The sequence below is a fragment of the Xanthobacter sp. genome, assembly GCF_041911315.1.
In the GTDB taxonomy this organism is placed as follows: domain Bacteria; phylum Pseudomonadota; class Alphaproteobacteria; order Rhizobiales; family Xanthobacteraceae; genus Xanthobacter; species Xanthobacter aminoxidans.
Genome location: NZ_JAYRPE010000085.1, coordinates 20,753 through 39,990, shown reverse-complemented (window position 1 = coordinate 39,990; position 19,238 = coordinate 20,753). Strand labels below are relative to the sequence as shown.

18 protein-coding genes are annotated in these 19,238 nt (G+C 69.3%); 7 read left to right on the top strand and 11 right to left on the bottom strand.

The window, feature by feature from the left end; genetic code table 11:
* The 5 genes from ACE3QW_RS24290 to ACE3QW_RS24270 form a co-directional block, all read right to left on the bottom strand.
* Nucleotides 1–263, bottom strand: a 263-nt coding sequence (locus tag ACE3QW_RS24290; RefSeq protein ID WP_374254592.1) for a translation initiation factor IF-2 associated domain-containing protein, incomplete at its 3' end; no start/stop codon positions are given.
* Nucleotides 260–1,024: an RNA-binding protein gene (locus ACE3QW_RS24285; protein WP_245279305.1), complete on the bottom strand. Its 765-nt coding sequence runs from the start codon at nt 1,022–1,024 to the stop codon at nt 260–262. The genes ACE3QW_RS24290 and ACE3QW_RS24285, both read right to left, overlap by 4 nt.
* Before the next feature lie 20 nt (nt 1,025–1,044).
* Nucleotides 1,045–2,637 (bottom strand): transcription termination factor NusA, encoded by a 1,593-nt coding sequence (gene nusA / locus ACE3QW_RS24280; protein ID WP_374254590.1) that lies wholly within the window; start codon nt 2,635–2,637, stop codon nt 1,045–1,047.
* Nucleotides 2,637–3,497 (bottom strand): ribosome maturation factor RimP, encoded by an 861-nt coding sequence (gene rimP, locus ACE3QW_RS24275; RefSeq protein ID WP_374254588.1) that lies wholly within the window; start codon nt 3,495–3,497, stop codon nt 2,637–2,639. The genes nusA and rimP overlap by 1 nt, the downstream gene beginning before the upstream one ends.
* A gap of 627 nt (nt 3,498–4,124) precedes the next feature.
* Complete coding sequence (locus tag ACE3QW_RS24270; RefSeq protein ID WP_024281317.1) at nt 4,125–4,637, bottom strand: universal stress protein; 513 nt, start codon at nt 4,635–4,637, stop codon at nt 4,125–4,127.
* Between the two features lie 183 nt (nt 4,638–4,820).
* Here ACE3QW_RS24270 and ACE3QW_RS24265 point away from each other — a divergent pair, with 183 nt between their 5' ends.
* From ACE3QW_RS24265 to ACE3QW_RS24245, 5 genes are all read left to right on the top strand, one after another.
* Nucleotides 4,821–5,258, top strand: coding sequence for a heme-binding protein (locus tag ACE3QW_RS24265; RefSeq protein ID WP_029556425.1), 438 nt, complete (start codon nt 4,821–4,823; stop codon nt 5,256–5,258).
* A gap of 327 nt (nt 5,259–5,585) precedes the next feature.
* Nucleotides 5,586–5,855, top strand: coding sequence for a 30S ribosomal protein S15 (gene rpsO, locus ACE3QW_RS24260; protein ID WP_024281319.1), 270 nt, complete (start codon nt 5,586–5,588; stop codon nt 5,853–5,855).
* Between the two features lie 232 nt (nt 5,856–6,087).
* Complete coding sequence (gene pnp, locus ACE3QW_RS24255) at nt 6,088–8,268, top strand: polyribonucleotide nucleotidyltransferase (protein WP_029556424.1); 2,181 nt, start codon at nt 6,088–6,090, stop codon at nt 8,266–8,268.
* Nucleotides 8,269–8,414: 146 nt separating this feature from the next.
* Nucleotides 8,415–8,795 carry an antitoxin Xre/MbcA/ParS toxin-binding domain-containing protein gene (locus ACE3QW_RS24250; protein WP_374254585.1) on the top strand — a complete coding sequence of 127 codons (381 nt, stop codon included), beginning with the start codon at nt 8,415–8,417 and terminating at the stop codon, nt 8,793–8,795.
* On the top strand, nt 8,755–9,522 hold the full coding sequence (locus ACE3QW_RS24245) for an RES family NAD+ phosphorylase (protein WP_374254584.1): 768 nt from the start codon (nt 8,755–8,757) through the stop codon (nt 9,520–9,522). The genes ACE3QW_RS24250 and ACE3QW_RS24245 overlap by 41 nt, the downstream gene beginning before the upstream one ends.
* A gap of 2 nt (nt 9,523–9,524) precedes the next feature.
* Here the strand turns inward: ACE3QW_RS24245 and ACE3QW_RS24240 are convergent, their stop codons facing one another.
* The gene (locus ACE3QW_RS24240; protein WP_029556421.1) at nt 9,525–9,845 is read right to left on the bottom strand and encodes a YbaB/EbfC family nucleoid-associated protein; all 321 of its coding nucleotides are present in this window, start codon (nt 9,843–9,845) and stop codon (nt 9,525–9,527) included.
* 17 nt (nt 9,846–9,862) lie between these two features.
* The gene (locus ACE3QW_RS24235; RefSeq protein WP_374254582.1) at nt 9,863–11,728 is read right to left on the bottom strand and encodes a DNA polymerase III subunit gamma/tau; all 1,866 of its coding nucleotides are present in this window, start codon (nt 11,726–11,728) and stop codon (nt 9,863–9,865) included.
* Nucleotides 11,729–11,908: 180 nt separating this feature from the next.
* On the opposite strand from ACE3QW_RS24235, the gene ACE3QW_RS24230 reads away from it, so the two are divergent.
* Entirely contained in the window at nt 11,909–13,132 is a 1,224-nt protein-coding gene (locus ACE3QW_RS24230) for a TIGR03862 family flavoprotein (RefSeq protein ID WP_374254580.1), read from the top strand.
* On the opposite strand, the gene ACE3QW_RS24225 is transcribed toward ACE3QW_RS24230, so the two are convergent.
* The 4 genes from ACE3QW_RS24225 to ACE3QW_RS24210 all read right to left on the bottom strand — a co-directional run bounded on the left by ACE3QW_RS24225 (nt 13,122) and on the right by ACE3QW_RS24210 (nt 18,372).
* Nucleotides 13,122–13,679: a DUF924 family protein gene (locus ACE3QW_RS24225; protein WP_374254578.1), complete on the bottom strand. Its 558-nt coding sequence runs from the start codon at nt 13,677–13,679 to the stop codon at nt 13,122–13,124. The two genes, ACE3QW_RS24230 and ACE3QW_RS24225, sit on opposite strands and share 11 nt — an antisense overlap.
* Nucleotides 13,676–14,845, bottom strand: a complete 1,170-nt coding sequence (locus ACE3QW_RS24220) for a GTP-binding protein (RefSeq protein WP_374254576.1) — start codon at nt 14,843–14,845, stop codon at nt 13,676–13,678. The genes ACE3QW_RS24225 and ACE3QW_RS24220 overlap by 4 nt, the downstream gene beginning before the upstream one ends.
* 161 nt (nt 14,846–15,006) lie before the next feature.
* A complete protein-coding gene (locus tag ACE3QW_RS24215; protein WP_374254574.1) occupies nt 15,007–16,353 on the bottom strand; it encodes a D-alanyl-D-alanine carboxypeptidase family protein in 1,347 nt (448 codons plus the stop codon).
* A 222-nt stretch (nt 16,354–16,575) separates the two neighbouring features.
* The gene (locus ACE3QW_RS24210; protein ID WP_029556415.1) at nt 16,576–18,372 is read right to left on the bottom strand and encodes a glucan ABC transporter ATP-binding protein/ permease; all 1,797 of its coding nucleotides are present in this window, start codon (nt 18,370–18,372) and stop codon (nt 16,576–16,578) included.
* 160 nt (nt 18,373–18,532) lie between these two features.
* Between ACE3QW_RS24210 and ACE3QW_RS24205 the strand changes: the two genes are divergently transcribed.
* Entirely contained in the window at nt 18,533–19,234 is a 702-nt protein-coding gene (locus ACE3QW_RS24205) for a TetR/AcrR family transcriptional regulator (RefSeq protein WP_250167727.1), read from the top strand.
* Nucleotides 19,235–19,238 lie beyond the last annotated feature (4 nt).

The window sequence follows — 19,238 nt, the reverse complement described above, 5'->3', positions numbered from 1 at the left end:
GGGGCCGGAGCCGGAGCCGGAGCGACAGGCGCCTTCGCCTGCGCAGGCGGGGCAGCCGGAGCCGGCGCCGCAGGCGCGCTCCCGTGGCCAGCCTCACCTGGGGCGATGACGCGGCGCTTCACCTTCTCCACCACGACCGCCTTGGAGCGGCCATGGCTGAAGCTTTGGCGCACCGTTCCCTGCTCCACCGGGCGCTTCAGCGTGAGCGTCTTGCCGGGGGCGGGATGCAGCGTCTTGTCGCCTGGGGTCTTGGTGTCGTTCATTCCGTATCCGTTCCTTGCATCCGGCCGGGGTCATGCGGGAGATCAGCACCATGGCTCAAATCGTTGCCATGGCTGGGGTTTGGACCCTGCCCGAGCGTCTCGCCGATGGACGTACCCGTCCGCCAGCGCGAGAGCCTGTGGCAGCGCTCCAGAAACCCTTTGGCCGTCGGATGCGCGAGCAGCGCCGCATGTACCACATTTGACCGCCCTAACGCCAAGTCCAAATCGATGCCGGGAAAGCAATCGACCACGGCAGCCGCGCGGAAACCGGCAGCCTCGACCTGTCGCAGGAGGGCATTGAGCTTGCGCACCCCGTCCGGGCGCGCGTCACTGGCGTTGAGGACGACCAGCACATCGCCGGTGCCCAGGGCCGCCTCGACCTTGGTGTGGCCCGTCACGACCCGTCCCGCCTTGTTGGCGAGGGAGAGGGCGGCGAGCGCGTCTTTATAGATGAGCCGGTCCACCAGATCGGCAAGATCGGGCGCAGCCTTGCCACGGCCCTTGAAGGCGCGGCCGAAGGCCTTTTTCTTCAGCGCGGCGTCGAAATCAGCCCGGGTGGCGCCCACCCAGGCTCCACGGCCGGGAAGCTTACGCGAAAGATCCGGGATGATGGCGCCGTCGGGCGCCACCACGAAGCGCATCATGTCCGCCACCGGCAGCACCCGCCGCGTGGCGAGGCACAGGCGCGACAGAGGCGCCCGCGCCGCAGACAAGCTGCGCGGCCCCCCGTCCGTCTCGTCCTCGTCCAGTATCGCGGGCACCAGTGGTCATCTCCTTAGGCTCAGGCGTCTTCGGCCGGGGTGTCTTCACCCTCGGCTTCAGGCTCGGCCTCGATCCAGCCCGCGGCGACGCGGGCCTGCATGATGAGGGCTTCGGCGTCCTCGCGGGAGAACTCGAAACCGTCCAGAGCGCCGGCATGGCGGATGGTCTCGCCGTCCTTGCGCTCGCTCCAGCCGACCAGATCGTCGGTGGCGCAGCCAGCGAGATCCTCGATCGTCTTGATGTCGTTCTCGCCGAAGGCCACCAGCATCTTGGAGGTGACGCCGGGCACGGTCTTCACCTCGTCCTCGACACCCAGCTCCTTGCGGCGGGCGTCGAGCGCCTCTTCCACTTCGGCGAGGTGCTTGAGGGCGCGGGACTGCAGCTCGGCGGCGGTGTCCTCGTCGAAGCCTTCGATGGAGGCGAGCTCGGAGATCGGCACGTAGGCGATCTCCTCCACCGAGGTGAAGCCCTCGGAGGTGAGCAGCTGGCCCATCATTTCGTCGAGATCGAGGGCCTCGGAGAACATCTTGGTGCGCTCGGCGAATTCCTTCTGCCGCCGCTCGCTCTCCTCCTGCTCGGTCATGATGTCGATGTCCCAGCCGGTGAGCTGGGTGGCGAGGCGCACGTTCTGGCCGCGGCGGCCGATGGCCAGCGACAACTGGGCGTCGGGCACCACCACCTCGATGCGCTCGCGCTCCTCGTCGAGCACCACCTTCACCACCTCGGCGGGGGCAAGGGCGTTGACGATGAAGGTGGCGATATCCGGGTTCCAGGGGATGATGTCGATCTTCTCGCCCTGCAGCTCGTTCACCACGGCCTGCACGCGCGAGCCGCGCATGCCGACGCAGGCGCCGACCGGGTCCACCGACTGGTCGCGGGAGATGACGGCGATCTTGGCGCGGGAGCCGGGATCGCGGGCCACGGCCTTGATCTCGACGATGCCGTCGTAGATCTCCGGCACTTCCTGCGCGAACAGCTTCGCCATGAACTGGGGATGCGTGCGGGAGAGGAAGATCTGCGGGCCGCGCGGCTCGCGGCGCACGTCGTAGATATAGGCGCGGATGCGGTCGCCGGTCTTCACCGTCTCGCGGGGCAGCAGCTCGTCGCGGCGCAGGATGCCTTCGCCGCGGCCGAGGTCCACCACCACGTTGCCGTACTCGACGCGCTTCACGAGGCCGTTCAGCACGTCGCCGATGCGGTCCTTGTATTCGTCATACTGCCGGTCGCGCTCGGCCTCGCGCACCTTCTGCACGATGACCTGCTTCGCGCTCTGCGCGGCGATGCGGCCGAAATCGAAGGGCGGCAGGGTGTCGGCGATGGTGTCGCCCACCTGCGCCGCGGGATTGTGGCGGCGGGCGCCGTCCAGCGTGATCTCGGTGGCGGTATTCTCCACCTCGTCCACCACGAGCAGGTGGCGCGCGAGGCGCAGCTCGCCGGTCTTGGAGTTGATGTCGGCGTGGATGTCCGTCTCCTGGCCGTAGCGCGAGCGCGCGGCCTTGGCGATGGCATCTTCCATGGCGGCGATGACGATGCTGCGGTCGATGGACTTCTCCCGCGCGACCGCATCGGCGATCTGCAGGAGCTCCAGCCGGTTTGCGCTGACGGCGACCATCAGTGCTTCTCCTTCACGCTGCTGGCGTTGGCCGAGGAGGCGGCCGTCTCGAGGCCCGCCTTCTTCTTGGCATTGGACTTCTTTCCATCGGGCTTCTTGCCCGCAACCTTGGACTTCTTCGCCTTCTTGCCGGCGACCTTGCCCGTGGCGCCCTTGTTGGCGACGGGGCCGCGGGCCGGCTTGGCCGGAGCCTCTTCCGCGTTGTCGTCCAGATCGCCCGGCTCGAACGTGTCGTCGGCCTCCAGCGGATCGACGGTATCGAGGAAGTCCTCGGCCTCCTCGTCGATCTCCTGACCGGCAGCCTTCGCCGCGCGCAGCGCCTCGCGGATCAGCGCGTCAGTGAGCACGAGGCGGGCATCGTGGATGTCGCGGAGCGGCAGGCGGACGGTGGGTTCCTCGTCGGCGCGCGCATCGGTGCGACGCACCAGCGCATCGCCGTCCTCGGCGCCGGTGAGGATGCCGCGGAAGCGCTTGCGGCTGTCCACCGGCACGCTCATCTCCACCTTCACCTCGTGGCCCGCCCAGCGCACGAAATCAGACAACCGCACCAGCGGCCGGTCGATGCCGGGCGAGGACATTTCCAGGCGGTAGGCGCTGGTGATGGGGTCTTCAACATCGAGCACCGGCGACAGGGCGCGCGAGGCGGCCTCGCAATCGTCGATGGACATGGTGCCGTCGGGGCGCTCGGCCATGATCTGCACGGTGCCGCCGTCGCGGTTCGTCACCTTCACGCGGACCAGCCGATAGCCGAGGCCGCCGAGCACGCCGGAGGCGATGGCGGCGATGCGGGCCGCCACTCCGGTCTCGGTGATGAGGCGCGGCTCGTTGGGATCGTCGAGCACGGCGTTGATCTCGGTCATGTCACTCCGGGTGCGGATCGCTTCGCGCCGGCTTGCCGCCGGGCGTCGTCCGCTGGTTCATTTTCCGCCGGACGCGGCGGCTCGGCACCGGCGCCCGAAATTCATATGGCCATCAGGCCCGCCCGGCACCCCGAAGGGCGCATCCCGATGCCGTTGGACACCGGATAAGCAGAAAAGGAGCGGGTCCCGACCGGGGCCCACTCTCATCACCTTCGACTGCGATGGCGCTGAGGCATCCCCATGGGGGACGGCGCTAATATAGACGGAAATGCCGGACACGCAAGTCCGGCGTTCAAGTTACCGCTTTGCCGGCAATGACCTGCGATTCGCGCATGGCACCTCCGCCGCCCCCGGACCGGACCGCCGCAATTGCGCCGCACGCGGGGTGTTCAAGCCCGCCGACCGCGCTCCGCCTCGACCCGTCGATGGCGACGCCCGGCGCTGAAGAGCTCGCCATCACCCATCTCGATGGCCCGTCCGCGTCAGGCCTGCCGCGCCCGATCCGCCAAAGCTGCCGGATCAACCAGACATTCGAACCGCCGTCCCGAGCGAGGATCAAGTCCTTGCGTTTCTCGCCGGGCCGCGCGACCGCCGGGACGGAGCGATCCGTCCCGGCGGTTTACGCTCTCAGGCCAGCCCGTCCAGCTCCTGATCGGTCAGCGCCCCCGGCACGATGGTGACGGGGATGGGAAACCGCGCCGCATGGCCGGCGGCGAGCGAGGCCACCAGCGGCCCCGGCCCGTCCTTTCCGGTCCCTGCGGCAAGCACCAGAATGGCGATATCGCGGTCCTCGTGGATCACGGAACCGATGGCCTCCGCCAGAGCGCCCTCGCGGATCACGGTCTCCGGGGCGACGCCGGCCACCTGCCGCGCCCGCGCGACATATTTTGCGAGCCGCGCCTCCATCTCCTCATGGGCCTCGGCCCGCATCAGGTCGGCGACGCCGAGCCATTGCTGGCTGACACCCTCAAGCTCCAGAACGCCCAGCATCACCACCCCGCCCTCGGTGCCGGCGGCGCGGCGGGCGGCGTAATAGACGGCGCGGTCGCATTCCGGGGTATCGTCCACCACCACCAGGAACTTGCGACGATGCCCGGGCTCGCGGCTCTGGCGCGGGGCTACGGTCCGCGTGGGGATCATGACGGCTCTCCCGGATCGGATCTCTGGGGCGGGGCCGCCCATGGTGGCACGGCGGCGGGGGCGCGGGGGAGAGGATTTTCCGCCCCTCCCCACCCGGTTCGCATCGGGCGCCGCATGGGCTAGAGGGAGGCGTCAGAGGCAATCGCGACGCCGCCCGGCGTCCGAAGGGGAAAGGACCAAGGCGTGTCGGAACTCAAGCTCGAACAGGCCCAGACCATCGTCACGACCGCGCTCGCCCATGCCCGGGCCGGCGGCATGAACCCGCTCGCCGTCTGCGTTCTGGACGCGCGCGGCGCGCTCAAGGCGGCCGGATCCGAGGACGGCACCAGCCTCAACCGCATGGACATCGCCCTCGGCAAGGCGAAGGGCGCGCTGGCGCTGGGCATGGGCTCGCGCGCGCTGTTCAAGCGGGCGAAGGACCAGCCCTTCTTCATCGCCGCCGCCACGTCCGCCATCGGCGGCTCGCTGATCCCGGTGCCGGGCGGCGTGCTGATCCGCTCCGGGGATGGCAAGGTGATCGGCGTGGTCGGCATCTCCGGCGACACCTCCGACAATGACGAGGCCTGCGCCATCGCCGGCATCACCGCCGCCGGCCACGTGCCCGACCAGGGCGCGGACTGACGAGGCCGACCGACCCGGCGCCCGGAGGCGGCGAAACATTCCGCTGGCCGGGCGCGGAAATTTGGCTATAGTCCGCCGCGCGGACGGTGCCCCTCGGGGCGCCGCGTTTCCTGTTGGCAGCATAATATGCTGATAGCCATACGGAAACGGCAACGGACGGTCGCTGGACCGGCCCTGCGTTTCGCGCAGCCTCGACCGTGCTGGACGACATCCCGGCCCGGCCGAGCGGAGACCGAGAGCCCGCTGCTACCTCCCGAAGGGACTTCTGGAGGAACGTGGCGCCAGGGCTTCCGGCTCCTTCCCACTCTCTGTTGAAAGGATTGACCGATGTCGATCACGGCAGAGCGCAAGCAGGCGCTCATCAAGGACTTTGGTGCCAAGGACGGCGACACGGGTTCGCCCGAGGTGCAGGTGGCGATCCTCACCGAGCGCATCACCAACCTCACCGAGCACTTCAAGTCCCACAACAAGGACAACCACTCGCGTCGCGGGCTGCTCAAGCTCGTCTCGCAGCGGCGCAGCCTCCTCGACTATCTGAAGAAGAAGGACGAGGGCCGCTACAAGTCCCTCATCGGGCGTCTGGGCATCCGCCGCTGACGCCGGTTTCCGGCGCCGGCCGGCGACAGGCTGGCGCCGCGCGCTCCCGCCACGGGGGCGCATATACGCAGCGGGCATGGGGCCTGCTGCGGGTCCGTGAATGGAAGAAGCCATGGCAGGATCGCCGGACGCAACCGTCGGAGCCCCCGTATGAGGGTTTGGCTTCGCGCGGCGCGTCCGGCCGTCTTGCTCATGGCTTTTTTCGTTCGCGCCTGAACTGAAAGAGCAAGACATGTTCGACATCCACCGCGAAGAGCTGGACTGGGGCGGAACCACCCTCACCCTCGAGACGGGCAAGATGGCCCGCCAGGCCGACGGCTCCGTGCTGGCCACCTACGGCGACACCAAGGTTCTCGCCACCGTCGTTTCGGCCAAGGAGCCGAAGCCGGGCCAGGACTTCTTCCCGCTGACCGTGAACTACCAGGAAAAGACCTACGCGGCCGGCCGCATCCCCGGCGGCTACTTCAAGCGCGAGGGTCGTCCGTCCGAGAAGGAGACGCTGGTCTCCCGCCTCATCGACCGCCCGATCCGCCCCCTCTTCCCCGAGGGCTACAAGTGCGACACCCAGGTGGTCGTCACCGTTCTGGCGCATGACCTCGAGAACGATCCGGATGTGGTCGCCCTGGTCGCCGCCTCCGCCGCTCTGACCCTCTCCGGCATCCCCTTCATGGGTCCGGTGGGCGCCGCCCGCGTCGGCTTCATCGACAATGAGTATGTGCTCAATCCCACCGTGGACGAGGTGAAGGAAAGCTCACTCGACCTCGTGGTCGCCGGCACGGGCGACGCCGTGCTGATGGTGGAATCGGAAGCGAAAGAGCTGCCCGAGGAGATCATGCTCGGCGCCGTGATGTTCGGCCACCGCCACTTCCAGCCGGTGATCGAGGCCATCATCAAGCTCGCCGAGAAGGCCGCCAAGGAGCCCCGCACCTTCGCGCCGCTCGACGTCTCGGAGATCGAGGCCAAGGTGAAGGAGATCGCCGAGCACGATCTGCGCACCGCCTACAAGATCAAGCAGAAGCAGGAACGCTACGCCGCCGTCGGCGCCGCCAAGTCCAAGGTGAAGAAGTATTACGAAGAGCTCGCCATCGGCGGCACGTCCGTGCCGAACCCGCAGGTGGTCTCCGAGGTGTTCAAGGCGCTCGAAGCCAAGATCGTGCGCTGGAACATCCTCGACGACGGCATCCGCATCGACGGCCGCGACGTGCGCACCGTGCGCCCGATCGTCTCCGAGGTCGGCATCCTGCCGCGCGCCCACGGCTCTGCCCTGTTCACCCGCGGCGAGACGCAGGCCCTCGTGGTCGCCACCCTCGGCACCGGCGAGGACGAGCAGTTCATCGACAGCCTGGAAGGCACCTACAAGGAGCACTTCCTGCTGCACTACAACTTCCCGCCCTTCTCCGTGGGCGAGACCGGCCGCATGGGTTCGCCCGGCCGCCGCGAGATCGGCCACGGCAAGCTCGCCTGGCGCGCCATCCACCCCATGCTGCCGGCCAAGCACGAGTTCCCCTACACCCTGCGCGTGGTGTCGGAGATCCTCGAGTCCAACGGCTCGTCCTCCATGGCCACCGTCTGCGGCACCTCGCTGGCTCTGATGGATGCCGGCGTGCCACTGCGCCGTCCGGTGGCGGGCATCGCCATGGGCCTGATCCTCGAGGATCAGAAGTTCGCGGTGCTCTCCGACATCCTCGGCGACGAGGATCATCTCGGCGACATGGACTTCAAGGTGGCCGGCACGGAGCAGGGCGTGACCTCGCTCCAGATGGACATCAAGATCGCCGGCATCACCGAGGAGATCATGAAGGTCGCCCTCACCCAGGCGAAGGACGGCCGCGTCCACATCCTCGGCGAGATGGCGAAGGCCCTCACCACCGCCCGCGCGGAACTCGGCGAGCACGCCCCGCGCATCGAGGTGATGAAGATCGCCGTGGACAAGATCCGCGAAGTGATCGGTTCCGGCGGCAAGGTGATCCGCGAGATCGTCGAGAAGACCGGCGCCAAGATCAACATCGAGGACGACGGCACCATCAAGATCGCGTCCGCCAACGGCGACTCGATCAAGGCCGCCATCAACTGGATCAAGTCCATCGCTTCCGAGCCGGAAGTGGGCCAGATCTATGAGGGCACCGTCGTGAAGGTGGTGGACTTCGGCGCCTTCGTGAACTTCTTCGGCTCCAAGGACGGCCTCGTCCACGTGTCGCAGATGGCCAACGAGCGCGTCGCCAAGCCCTCCGACGTCGTCAAGGAAGGCGACAAGGTGAAGGTGAAGCTCATGGGCTTCGACGAGCGCGGCAAGACCCGCCTGTCCATGAAGGTGGTCGACCAGACCACCGGCGAGGACCTCGAAGCCAAGGCCAAGGCCGAGCGCGAAGCCGGCCGCACCGCCTCCGAAGGCGAGGCCGGCGCGGCGGAGTGATCTTCCGCATCAGCGTTGAATCGAGAGGGGCGGCCGCGAGGCCGCCCTTTTCTTTTCGGAGCCGCACGGCCGTCCCCAAGCGCGAAGATATTCCCATAGAAATTGTCTCGTGCTATTCTTTCTATATGAATGCACCGGGAGGCCCCATGCGCGCTGCCCCTCTCGCCGACGTCCCTCTCAACCAGGGCGCCGTGCTGACCAAGGCGCTGCTGCGCGCCGCCGATCGGCTGGGCGTCACGGGCGCGACGCTCGCCGCCGTCATCGGCCTCAGCCCCGCCTCGCTCACTCGCATGAAGAAGGGCGAATTCGCGCTGGAGACCGGCACCAAGCCGTTCGAGCTGGCCATCCTGTTCGTCCGCCTGTTCCGCTCGCTGGACGCCATCGCCGGCGGGGACGAGCGCATCGCCCGCGCGTGGCTCGCCAGCCCCAACACCGCGCTGGACGCCGCCCCCATCGAGAAGATCAGGACCATTCCGGGATTGATGGATGTCATCGCCTATCTGGACGCCCGACGCGCTGTCGTCTGAGGCCCGGCCCTATGCCGGGCGCTGCTGGCGGCTGGTGGAGGCGCAGCACCTCACGTCCACGCTCAAGCTGGTGGACGACACCGACGAGCAGAAGGTGCTGGAAGACCTCATCGAGGCCACCAAGCCGCCCCTGCCGCCGGAGTGCCGGCATCTCGACTATCTGCTGTTCACGCCCTTCCGCTACGAGCCGCCCTACCCCCACGGCTCGCGCTTCCGCCGGGCGGGGCGGACGGCCGGGGTCTATTACGCGGCGGAGCGGCCGGAGACGGCGCTGGCGGAGCTGGCCTTCTACCGCCTGCTGTTCTTCGCGGAATCGCCGGGCACCCCCTGGCCGCAGAGCGCCGGCCAGTACACCGCCTTCGCCGCCGAGGTGCGGACGGACCGCCACCTCGATCTCACCAGGGCGCCGCTGAGCAGAGAGAGCGCGGCCTGGACCCACCCCATCGACTACGCGCCCTGCCAGCACCTCGCCGATGCGGCACGGGCGGCGGCGGTGGAGATCATCCGCTACGGCTCCGTGCGCGATCCCGATGCGGGGGCGAACCTCGCCGTGATGACCTGCGCGGCCTTCGCCGCGCCGGCTCCGGTGGAGCGCCGCACGTGGCACATGCTGATTGGCCGCACGGGCGTGTCAGCCGTGTGTGAGGCGCCGCGCCAGCGGCTCTCCTTCGGGCGGGAGGCGTTTTCCGCCGACCCGCGCCTTGCCGGCATGGTCTGGGAGCGCTGACGTCAGAACAGGTTCAGCCCCGGCGGCAAGGCCAGCCCGCCGGTCAGCGACTTCATCTTCTCCTGCATCACCCGCTCGGCCTTGCCGCGGGCATCGGCCAGGGCGGCGACGATGAGGTCTTCGAGGATCTCCACCTCGTCCGGCTTCACCAGCGAAGGGTCGATGCGCACCGCCTTGCATTCGCCCTTGGCCGTGACGCGCACCGAGACGAGACCGCCGCCGGAGGCGCCGTCCACCTCGACGGTCTCCAGTTCCGCCTGCATCTGCTGCATGCGGTCCTGAAGTTCCTTGGCCTGCTTCATCATGCCCATGAGGTCGCGCATGGTGCTGTCATCCCTGTCTAGAATTCGATCTCGTCGTCGGCACCGGGGCCGGCGAGGTAATCCTCCTCGGAGGGCGCGAGGCCCTCGTCGGTGGGGGGCTCCTCGCGGGTGCGCACGTCCACCACCTCGGCACCGGGGAAGCGGGCGAGCACGGCGGCCACCAAAGGGTGGGCCTTGATGCCCTCCTCCCGCTCGGCTTTGACCGCCGCATTCTCCTCCGCCAGCGTCGGCCCGCCGGACTGGGAGGAGACCGAGACCATCCAGCGCCGGCCGGTCCATTCGTTGAGCTTGCGGGAGAGATCCTGAATGAGGCTGCCCGGCGCGCCGGGCACCAGCGCCACCTCCATGCGCCCGTCCTCCACATGGACCGGGCGCAGCTGCGTCTCGATGCCGTGCTTGAGGGCGAGGTCGCGGCGGGCTGCGGCGAGCGCCGCCACATCGGCAAGGCTGCCGAGGCGCGGCCCTTCGGCCGGCAGGGCCGCACGCGCATCGGTCCGGATCTCCGTGCGCGGCTGGGGATGGGCTTCCACCGGGCGGGGGGCGAGGGAGAGGCGCGGACCACCACCGCCACCACCACCGCCGCCCGAGGGCAGGGACGGAGCGGCGGGCGCGGGCTGGTCCTTCAGCCGCCGCAGCGCATCGTCCGGGGTCGGGAGGTCCGCGGCATACGCGAGGCGCACCAGCACCATCTCCGCCGCCTGGGCGGGCTTGGGCGCCTGCTGCACTTCGCCGATGCCTTTCGAGAGCATCTGCCAGGCGCGGGCCAGTACCCGCATGGAGAGGCCCTGCGCCATCTCCGACCCGCGCACGCGCTCGGCCTCCACCAGCGCCGCGTCGTCGGCCGCGTCGGGCACGATCTTCAGGCGGGTGACGAGATGGGTGAAATCGGCGAGGTCGGTGAGGATGACGGCAGAGTCGGCGCCGGAATCATACTGGTCGCGGAATTCCGCCAGCGCGCGGGCGATCTCGCCCTTCATCAGCGCCTCGAACAGGTCGATGACGCGGCCCTTGTCGGCGAGGCCGAGGAGGCGGCGCACCTCATCCGCGCTCACCGTGCCGCCGCCGTGGGCGATGGCCTGATCCAGCAGGGAAAGGCTGTCGCGCACCGAGCCCTCGGCCGCGCGGGCGACGATGGAGAGCGCCTCCGGCTCGATGGTGACGCCCTCGCGGGCGCAGATGCCGGAGAGGTGCGCGGCCAGCGTGCCCGCCTCCACCCGGCGCAGGTCGAAGCGCTGGCAGCGGGACAGCACGGTGACGGGCACCTTGCGGATCTCGGTGGTGGCGAAGATGAACTTCACATGCTCGGGCGGCTCTTCCAGCGTCTTCAGCAGCCCGTTGAAGGCCGCCGTGGAGAGCATGTGCACTTCGTCGATGATGTAGACCTTGTAGCGCGCCATCACCGGGCGGTAGCGCGCGCTTTCGATGATCTCACGGATGTCGTTGATGGAGGTGTTGGACGCGGCGTCCATCTCCATCACGTCCACATGGCGGGATTCGATGATGTCGCGGCAGTGCTTGCCCATCACCGCAAGATCGAGGCTCGGGCCGCCGGCGGCGCCGTCCGCCGGCTCATAGTTCAGCGCGCGGGCGAGGATGCGGGCGGTGGTGGTCTTGCCCACACCGCGCACGCCGGTGAGGATATAGGCCTGCGCGATGCGCCCCGAGGAGAAGGCGTTGCGCAGGGTGCGGACCATGGCCTCCTGGCCGATCAGGTCCGCGAAATTCTGCGGCCGGTATTTGCGCGCCAGCACGCGATAGGCGCCGGGCGAGGCTGCGGCGGGTGTTGGGGTGGCGGCCGGCGCCGACGGCGGCGCAGCTTCGGGCAGGCCGAGGTCGAAGCCCGGTCCGTCCTGCTGGTCGTCGGTGTGCTGCTCGTCGCTCATCTGGCCGCCTTCAGGGCCGGCGCTGGCCCTCCCCATACATAGCATCGCGCGCCCGCACGTCGATGGGCGGGGTGGCAAATCCCCACCGTCCACGGCTTTGCCCTTGGACGGGCCGAGAAAGCTGGCGTCCGGCGCGCGGTCGTGCTTACACCCGGTCGCCCCCAAACGCCGGACCTGATCGTGACCCAGCCTGCCCCGTTCATCGCCATCATCGGCGCCGGTCCCGCCGGGCTCGCGGCCGCCGAGGTGCTGTCGGCCGCAGGAGTGCGGGTGGCGCTCTATGACCGCATGCCCTCCGCCGCGCGGAAATTCCTGATGGCCGGGCGCGGCGGGCTCAACCTCACCCATTCCGAGCCGGCGGACGCCTTCCTCGCCCGCTACGGCACGGCGGCCGAGCGCCTAGCCCCCGCGCTCGCGGCTTTCCCGCCGCAGGCGCTGCGCGACTGGGCGGCGGGGCTGGGGGAAGAAACGTTCGTCGGCTCCAGCGGCCGCGTCTTCCCGAAAAGCTTCAAGGCCTCGCCTTTGCTGCGCGCCTGGCTCGGCCGGCTGGCGGCGAACGGCGTCACCTTCCATCCCCGGCATGAGTGGCGGGGCTTCGACACCAGCGGCGCGTTCCTGTTCGCCACGCCGGATGGTCCGGCCGCGGTGAAGGCCGATGCCGTCATCCTCGCCCTCGGCGGCGCCTCCTGGCCGCGGCTGGGATCGGATGGCGGCTACGTGCCGGCGCTGCGCGACCTCGGCGTCAAGGTGAAGGACTTCGTGCCGGCCAATATGGGCGTCCTCGTCCCGTGGTCCGAGATTTTTCGGCAGAAGTTCGCGGGCACGCCGCTGAAGCGCATCGCGCTTACCTTCAACGGCGTGACGGTGAAGGGCGAGGCCATGGTGAGCGCGGCCGGCCTCGAAGGCGGCGCCATCTACGCCCTTTCCGCACCGCTCCGGCGGGCGCTGGTGGACGGACCCGTGACGCTGCATGTGGACCTGCGGCCCGACCTCGATGGCGCAGAGCTGGCCCGGCGGCTCGGCGGCGGGCCTGGCAGCGCCTCCCTCTCCACCTTCCTGCGCAAGGCGGCGGGGCTGGCGCCCGTGGCGGTGGGGCTCATCCGCGAGGCGACCGGCCCGGCGCGGCCCGATCCGGCGACGCTGGCCCGCCTCGTCAAGGCGCTGCCCCTCACCATCACCGGCCATGCCGGGTTGGAGCGGGCCATCTCGTCCGCCGGCGGCATCGCCTGGGAGTGCATCGGCCCGGATTTTTCGCTGCTCGGACTGCCCGCGCATCTGCCGCCGGTGTTCGTTGCCGGTGAGATGCTGGATTGGGAGGCCCCCACCGGCGGCTATTTGCTGCAGGCGGTCATTGCCACCGGCCGGGCCGCGGGCGCCGGCGCTAAGGCGCGCCTCAGCCGCTGAAGCCGCCGTTCGCGAGATAGTCCGCCTCTTCCGGCGTGGTCTCCCGACCGAGGATGGCATTGCGGTGGGGGAAGCGGCCGAAGCGGTCGATGCACTCCTGGTGGATGAGCGCATAGCGCAGCCCGTCCTCCTGTCCCAGCGCCCGATAGAGCGCCACGCATCTCGCCTGCGCCGCCCGGTCCTCGGCGTGCATGAAGGGCAGATAGAAGAAGCTACGCAGCACGTCCGGAATGGACGGGTCCTTGTCGAAGCCGCGATCCAGCGCCTTCTCCGCCGCGGCCAGCGCCATGGCATCGGTGGCGAAGGCCTGCGGCGTGCCCCGGAAGACATTTCGCGGCACCTGATCCAGCAGGATGATGCGGGCCAGCGCGCCGGGCGCGGTGCCCTGCCAGCCATCGAGGGCGCTTTCCGCCGCCGCCTCATGGGCCGGCAGCAGGGCTTCGCGAACTTCCGCGTCGAAGGCCGGACCGCCGCCGAACCACTTCTCACGGCCGGCGGCCTGCCAGAAGGAGAGCACCGCCTCGGGGGTGGGGACGGGCCCGCTCATCGGGCCATCCCCGGAGGCGCCAGCGGATTGTCGGTGAGCGCGGCGCGGTCCGGCATGTCCACCTGGGGGATGCCGAGAAAGGCGTTGAACAGGCGGGCGATCACCTTGGGGTCGAGGTCGCGCACGATCATCACGAGGCGGCTCCTGTGGTCGTCGTCGGGCCAGCCGGGAAGGCGGGCGGGCGGATGCATCACATGCTGCACGGCATGAATCACCACCGGCGTGTCCGGTTCCTCGGCGAGCTTCACGATGCCCTTCATGCGCAGCAGCTTGGCGCCATGGGTGCCGCGCAGCAACTCCAGAAAGAGATCGAGAGTCGCCGCCGGGATCGCGGCATCGGTGGCGAGGGTGAAGGCGCGGATGCGGCTGTCGTGGCGGTTGGGATCGAGGCCGGCGGGATCGACCTCGGCCTGCGCCGCGGCCACATCCTCGGCGGCGAGCCAGCGGGCGACGTCCGGGATCCGCGTCTTCGCATCGAACAGGCCGGCGCCGAGCAGGGCGTCCGCCGTCGCCTCCCCCGCCGCCGCATCGACGATCTTCGCCGCCGGGGCGAGGCGATGCAGCCGCGTCTTCAGCGCGTGGAGGGCCTCGGTGTCCGTCACGAGGTCGGACTTGGTGAGGACGATGCGGTCGGCCACCGCCGCCTGCTTCACCGCCTCGTCATGGGCATCGAGGGTGGCGTCGCCATTGACCGCATCCACCACGCAGACGATGCCGTCGAGCCGGTAGCGCAGGCCAAGATAGGGGTGGGTCATCAGCGTGTGGATCACCGGGGCCGGATCGGCAAGGCCGGTGGTCTCGATGACGACGCGGGAGAAGGGCGGCAGGCGATCGTTGTCGCGGCCACGCAGCAGGTCTTCCAGCGCGGCGACCAGATCGCCCCGCACGGTGCAGCACAGGCAGCCGGACGAGAGCATCACGATGCCCTCCTCCACCGGCCGGACGAACAGATGGTCCAGCCCCACCTCGCCGAACTCGTTGATGAGGACGGCGGTGTCGGCCAGTGCCGGATCGGCGAGGAGCGCGTTGAGCAGCGTCGTCTTGCCGGCGCCGAGGAAACCGGTGAGCACGGTGACGGCGATGGGATCAGGCGGCCCGCGGCGCGGCACGGTGGCTTCGGTGGCGGATGCGCCTTCTGAAGGGAAGGCGTCGGAGGAGCCCGGCATGGGGTGTCTCCCGGAAGGAGGGATCGATTGCCTCCCTGCCTCTACGAGACGGTCTGCCGGGTCAAGGGTACCGTGACGGTTTGGATCGGTGCCTTATGTCGCCGAGCCTGTTGGGCGATCCGGCGACCGACGTCGCCGAACCTTCTGCGTGAACGGGCGACTTACGTAGCCGGTTTGGGCGCGGGAGCGGCGGCCTCGGGATTGGCGGGCGCGGGGGCCGGCTTCGGCTTGGGCTTCGGCGTCGCAGAACTGCCGGCCGCGACGGCGCCCTGCGGCTTGGCCGGCTTCTTGGCGGCATCCCCGCTCGCCTTTTCACCGCCCGTCTTGGGCTTGTCGGCGGTGGCGGCCGACTTGCTGTCCGGCTTCGATCCGGCGGCGGCCTTGGGCTTCTTCGGCGGGTCCGGTTCGTAAGCGGTGGCGAAGTCCTCCACCGCATTGCGCGTGCCCACATAGACCGGAACCGGCGGCATGGAGGGCGGCAGGGTCTGCAGCAGCTCGGCACCGGACTTGGGCAGAGCGGGCGTCGCGAAGGAGAAGCTGGAGCTGGTCTGCGGATCGGGCTCGTCGTCCGCCTCGGAGGCGGTCACGGCACGCTTGCCGCCGCACACTTCCGCCCGCATGTCATAGATCGGCCCGCCGCTGTTGGGGAGCGCGGACAGAAGCGGGGCGGCAGCACCGAACACCGACCAGGACGACTGGAAGCCCTTCTCGAACATCAGCGCCGCCTGCTCGGTACGGGCGGTACCGGAGCGGGCGCCGAGGATGACGGCGATGAGGCGCTTGTTGCCGCGGGTCGCGGTGGCGACGAGATTGTAGCCGGAGCCGCAGACGAAGCCGGTCTTCATGCCGTCCGCGCCGGGATAGCGGTCGATCAGGCGGTTGTAGTTGCGCAGCACCACCTTGCCGATCTTGATGGCCGGGATGCGGAACAGCGCTTCCTGCTCGGGGAAATGATAGATGATGGCGCGCGCCAGGATGGCGAGGTCGCGGGCGGTGGTCACCTGCGCCGGGTCCGGCAGGCCGTTCGGATTCTCGAAATGGGTGCCGGTCATGCCGAGGTGCGCGGCGGTGGCGTTCATCTCGGCGACGAAGGCCGGCATGGAGCCGGCGACGCCCTCACCCACCAGCCAGGCCATGTCGTTGGCCGACTTCACCAGAACCATCTTCAAGGCGTTGTCGAGGGTGACGACGGTGCCGACCTTGAAGCCCATCTTGGAAGGCTGCTGCGCCGCCGCGGCGGGCGAGACGGTGATCGGCGTATCGAACTTCAGCCGGCCGTTGCGCACGGCGTTGAGCGCCACATAGACCGTCATCAGCTTGGTGACGGAGGCGGGATGCCAGGGACGCCCGGCCTCCTTCTGCTCGATCACCCGGCCGGTATCGGCCTCCACAAGCAGGATCGGGTTGGCGCGGGCCGGGACACCGGCAGCAAGCACAAGCCCGAAAGCGGCCAGCAGGCAGCCGACAAACGAGGCTCGGAGGGCGAAACGTGATGTCGTGGGCGCCAACCGATCCGCTCCCTGTTGAGAAATCGCGCGCAGGAACTGTCCTTCCATAACCGGTTTCGCTTGCGCGGAAAAGGCGCAATGGGGCGCACGGCCGGTGCGGCACAGGTCGAAGCCTCGCCTAGTCTGCCACAATTCAGCCGCACTCCTTGAATGCGCGAAACCTTTACGATGAAGACTTCAGCTTGTCCTTGACGGTACGCAACCCTAAACCGCCGTCCCCGCTCATGTCTCGGCGATCACCGCGGGCGCCGGCCGCGACGTCTCTTGCGCGCCAGCCATGAACTGCGCGCGGGCAAGCCCCGCGAAGCGGCCGCCGAGGCGCACCAGCTCGTCGAAGGAGCCGGCCTCCACCACCCGCCCGTGCTCGAACACCAGGATGCGGTCGGCATTGCGGACGGTGGCGAGGCGGTGGGCGATGACGAAGGTGGTGCGTCCTTTCATCACCTCGTCCAGCGCCGCCTGCACCTTCACCTCGGTGGCGGCATCGAGGGCGCTGGTCGCCTCGTCGAGGATCAGGATGGGCGGGTTCTTGAGCAAAGCGCGAGCGATGGAGAGGCGCTGGCGCTCGCCGCCGGAAAGCGCGCGGCCGCGCTCGCCCACCACGGCCTGAAGCCCGAGCGGGTTGCGCTCCACCAGCTCCAGCGCCTGGGCGCGGGCCAGCGCCTCCCGCATCTCGTCCTCGGTGGCGTCGGGTTTGCCCACCTTGAGGTTGTCGGCGATGGAGCGGTTGAACAGCAGCGGCTCCTGGAAAACCACGCCGATCGCGTGCCGCAGCGAGGAGAGTGTCACATCGCGGATGTCCTCGCCATCGATGCGGATGGCACCGGACTGGGGGTCGAACACCCGGTGCAGCAACGCGAGCGCGGTGGACTTGCCCGCCCCCGTGGTGCCGACGAAGGCGAAGGTCTGGCCCGGCTCGGCGTGGAACGACACGTCCGCCACCGCCGTGCGCTTGCCGTCATAGGAGAAGGACACGTCGTCGAAGGTCACGTCGCCCTTCACCGGCGGCAGGGGCTTCGCCCCCGGCCGGTCGCGCACCGCGCCCACCGTGTCCAGAACCTCGAAGAACTGGGCGAGCTGCGGCGCCGACATCATCAGCCGGTTGAAGAAGGAGACCGTGTGGTCCAGCCGGCCGATGAGCATGTTGGCGAAGGCCACATAGGTGACGATGTCGCCGATGTTGGCGAGGCCCTGCATGTACAGCCAGGTGCCGATGAGCAGGATGGCGAGAATGGTGAGCGTGGTCGCGGCGCGGGTGGCCATGGACACCATCGCCCACCACGACAGCACCGGGATCTGCACCGCCAGCACCCGGTTCACCGTGTCGCGCAGGCCCGAGACCTCGGCCTCGGTGCGGGTGTAGCTCTGGATGACCGCCACGTTGCCCAGCGCGTCGGAGGTCTGCTCGGCGAGGTCGGAATTGTATTCCTCCACCTGCCGCTGCATGGCCTCGGTGCGGCCGATGACATAGGCGGTGACGACGCCGAACACCGCCATCAGCACGATCAGCACCAGCCCCAGCCGCCAGTTGAGGTAGATGCCCACCGGCACGAGGATGACGAGGGAGAGGATCGCCGCGCAATCCTCCCGGAAGAAGGAGAGCCAGAGGCCCCACAGGGCATCGACGCCCTCCAGCATCACCTTCAGCAGGCGGCCGGAATGGGTTTCCCCATGGAAGCTCAGCGGCAGTTGCAGCACATGCTCGAAATACTGCGTCAGCACCCCCAGCCGGCGGCGGTGGGAGAGCCGGTCGGCATGGAGGGAGATCAGCACCCCGGCGCCGATGTTGAACAGGCCGAAGCACACCCATGCGGCGAGCAGCGGCACCAGATCGTCCGTATGCGGCAGGCGCTGGGCGGCCTGCGCCGTCGCCAACGCATCGATGATGCGGCCGAACAGGATGGGCTCGGCGAACTGCGACACCGCCAGGGCGAGGTTCGAGCCGGCCAGCAGCGCCCCCAGCCGGGCCTCCGGCCCGAGGAGGCTGATGGTGCGGGCATAAACGCGCAGAAGGCTCATACGGACGGGCTCCGGTCCCTTTCCGGCAGCAAAGCGAAGGCAGAGCCATGATGCAAGGGGATGGGACAATTCCGCCGGTGCCGAGCGTCGCCGTGTGGGGCCTCGCTTGACATTCGCCAGCCCGCCCGCAGTCTGCACACAGCTTTGGCGGGGGTCTCGATTGGGCGAGGAACAGGCGGCGCACGCGCAGATCGCGACATCTCACGCGCCGGATCATTCCCTCGAGGCCAGCGCCGCGCGCATCCTTGCCCGGCATCGCGAGACCATCAAGGTGCGCAAGCCCCATCTGGCGGTGGCGAACCTCGCGCGCATCCTCGGCGCGGCGCTGACGCTCGCCAACCGCCACGGCTTCCACGCCATGACCCTGCGCCAGCTGGCGGAGGAATCCGGCCTCAGCATGGGCGGGCTCTATTCCTACCTCGACAGCAAGGACACGCTGCTCCTGATGATCCTGGAGGAGGTGGCGGAGGCGGCCGAAGGCGCGCTTGCGGACGCGCCGGAGGCGGTGCGCGCGGACCCGACGCGGCATCTCGCCTGGCTGATCGAGCGCCACATCCTTCTCACCGAGGCCATGCACCCCTGGTTCGTCTTCGCCTACATGGAGGCGAAGGCCTTTCCGCCCGAGGCCCGCAAGCGCGCGGTGGAGAGCGAGCGGACCACCGAGCGTATCCTCGCCGGGGCCATCGCCGAGGGCATGCGCCGCGGCACCTTCGCCGCCGGCGACCCGCTGTTTGCGGCGACGCTCATCAAGCCGCTGTTGCAGGACTGGTATGTGAAGCGCAGCAAGTACCGCGAGCGCGGCATCGAGGCGCCCGCCTATGCGGCCGAGGTCAACGCCTTCGTGCGGAAGGCGCTGGCCTGATCGC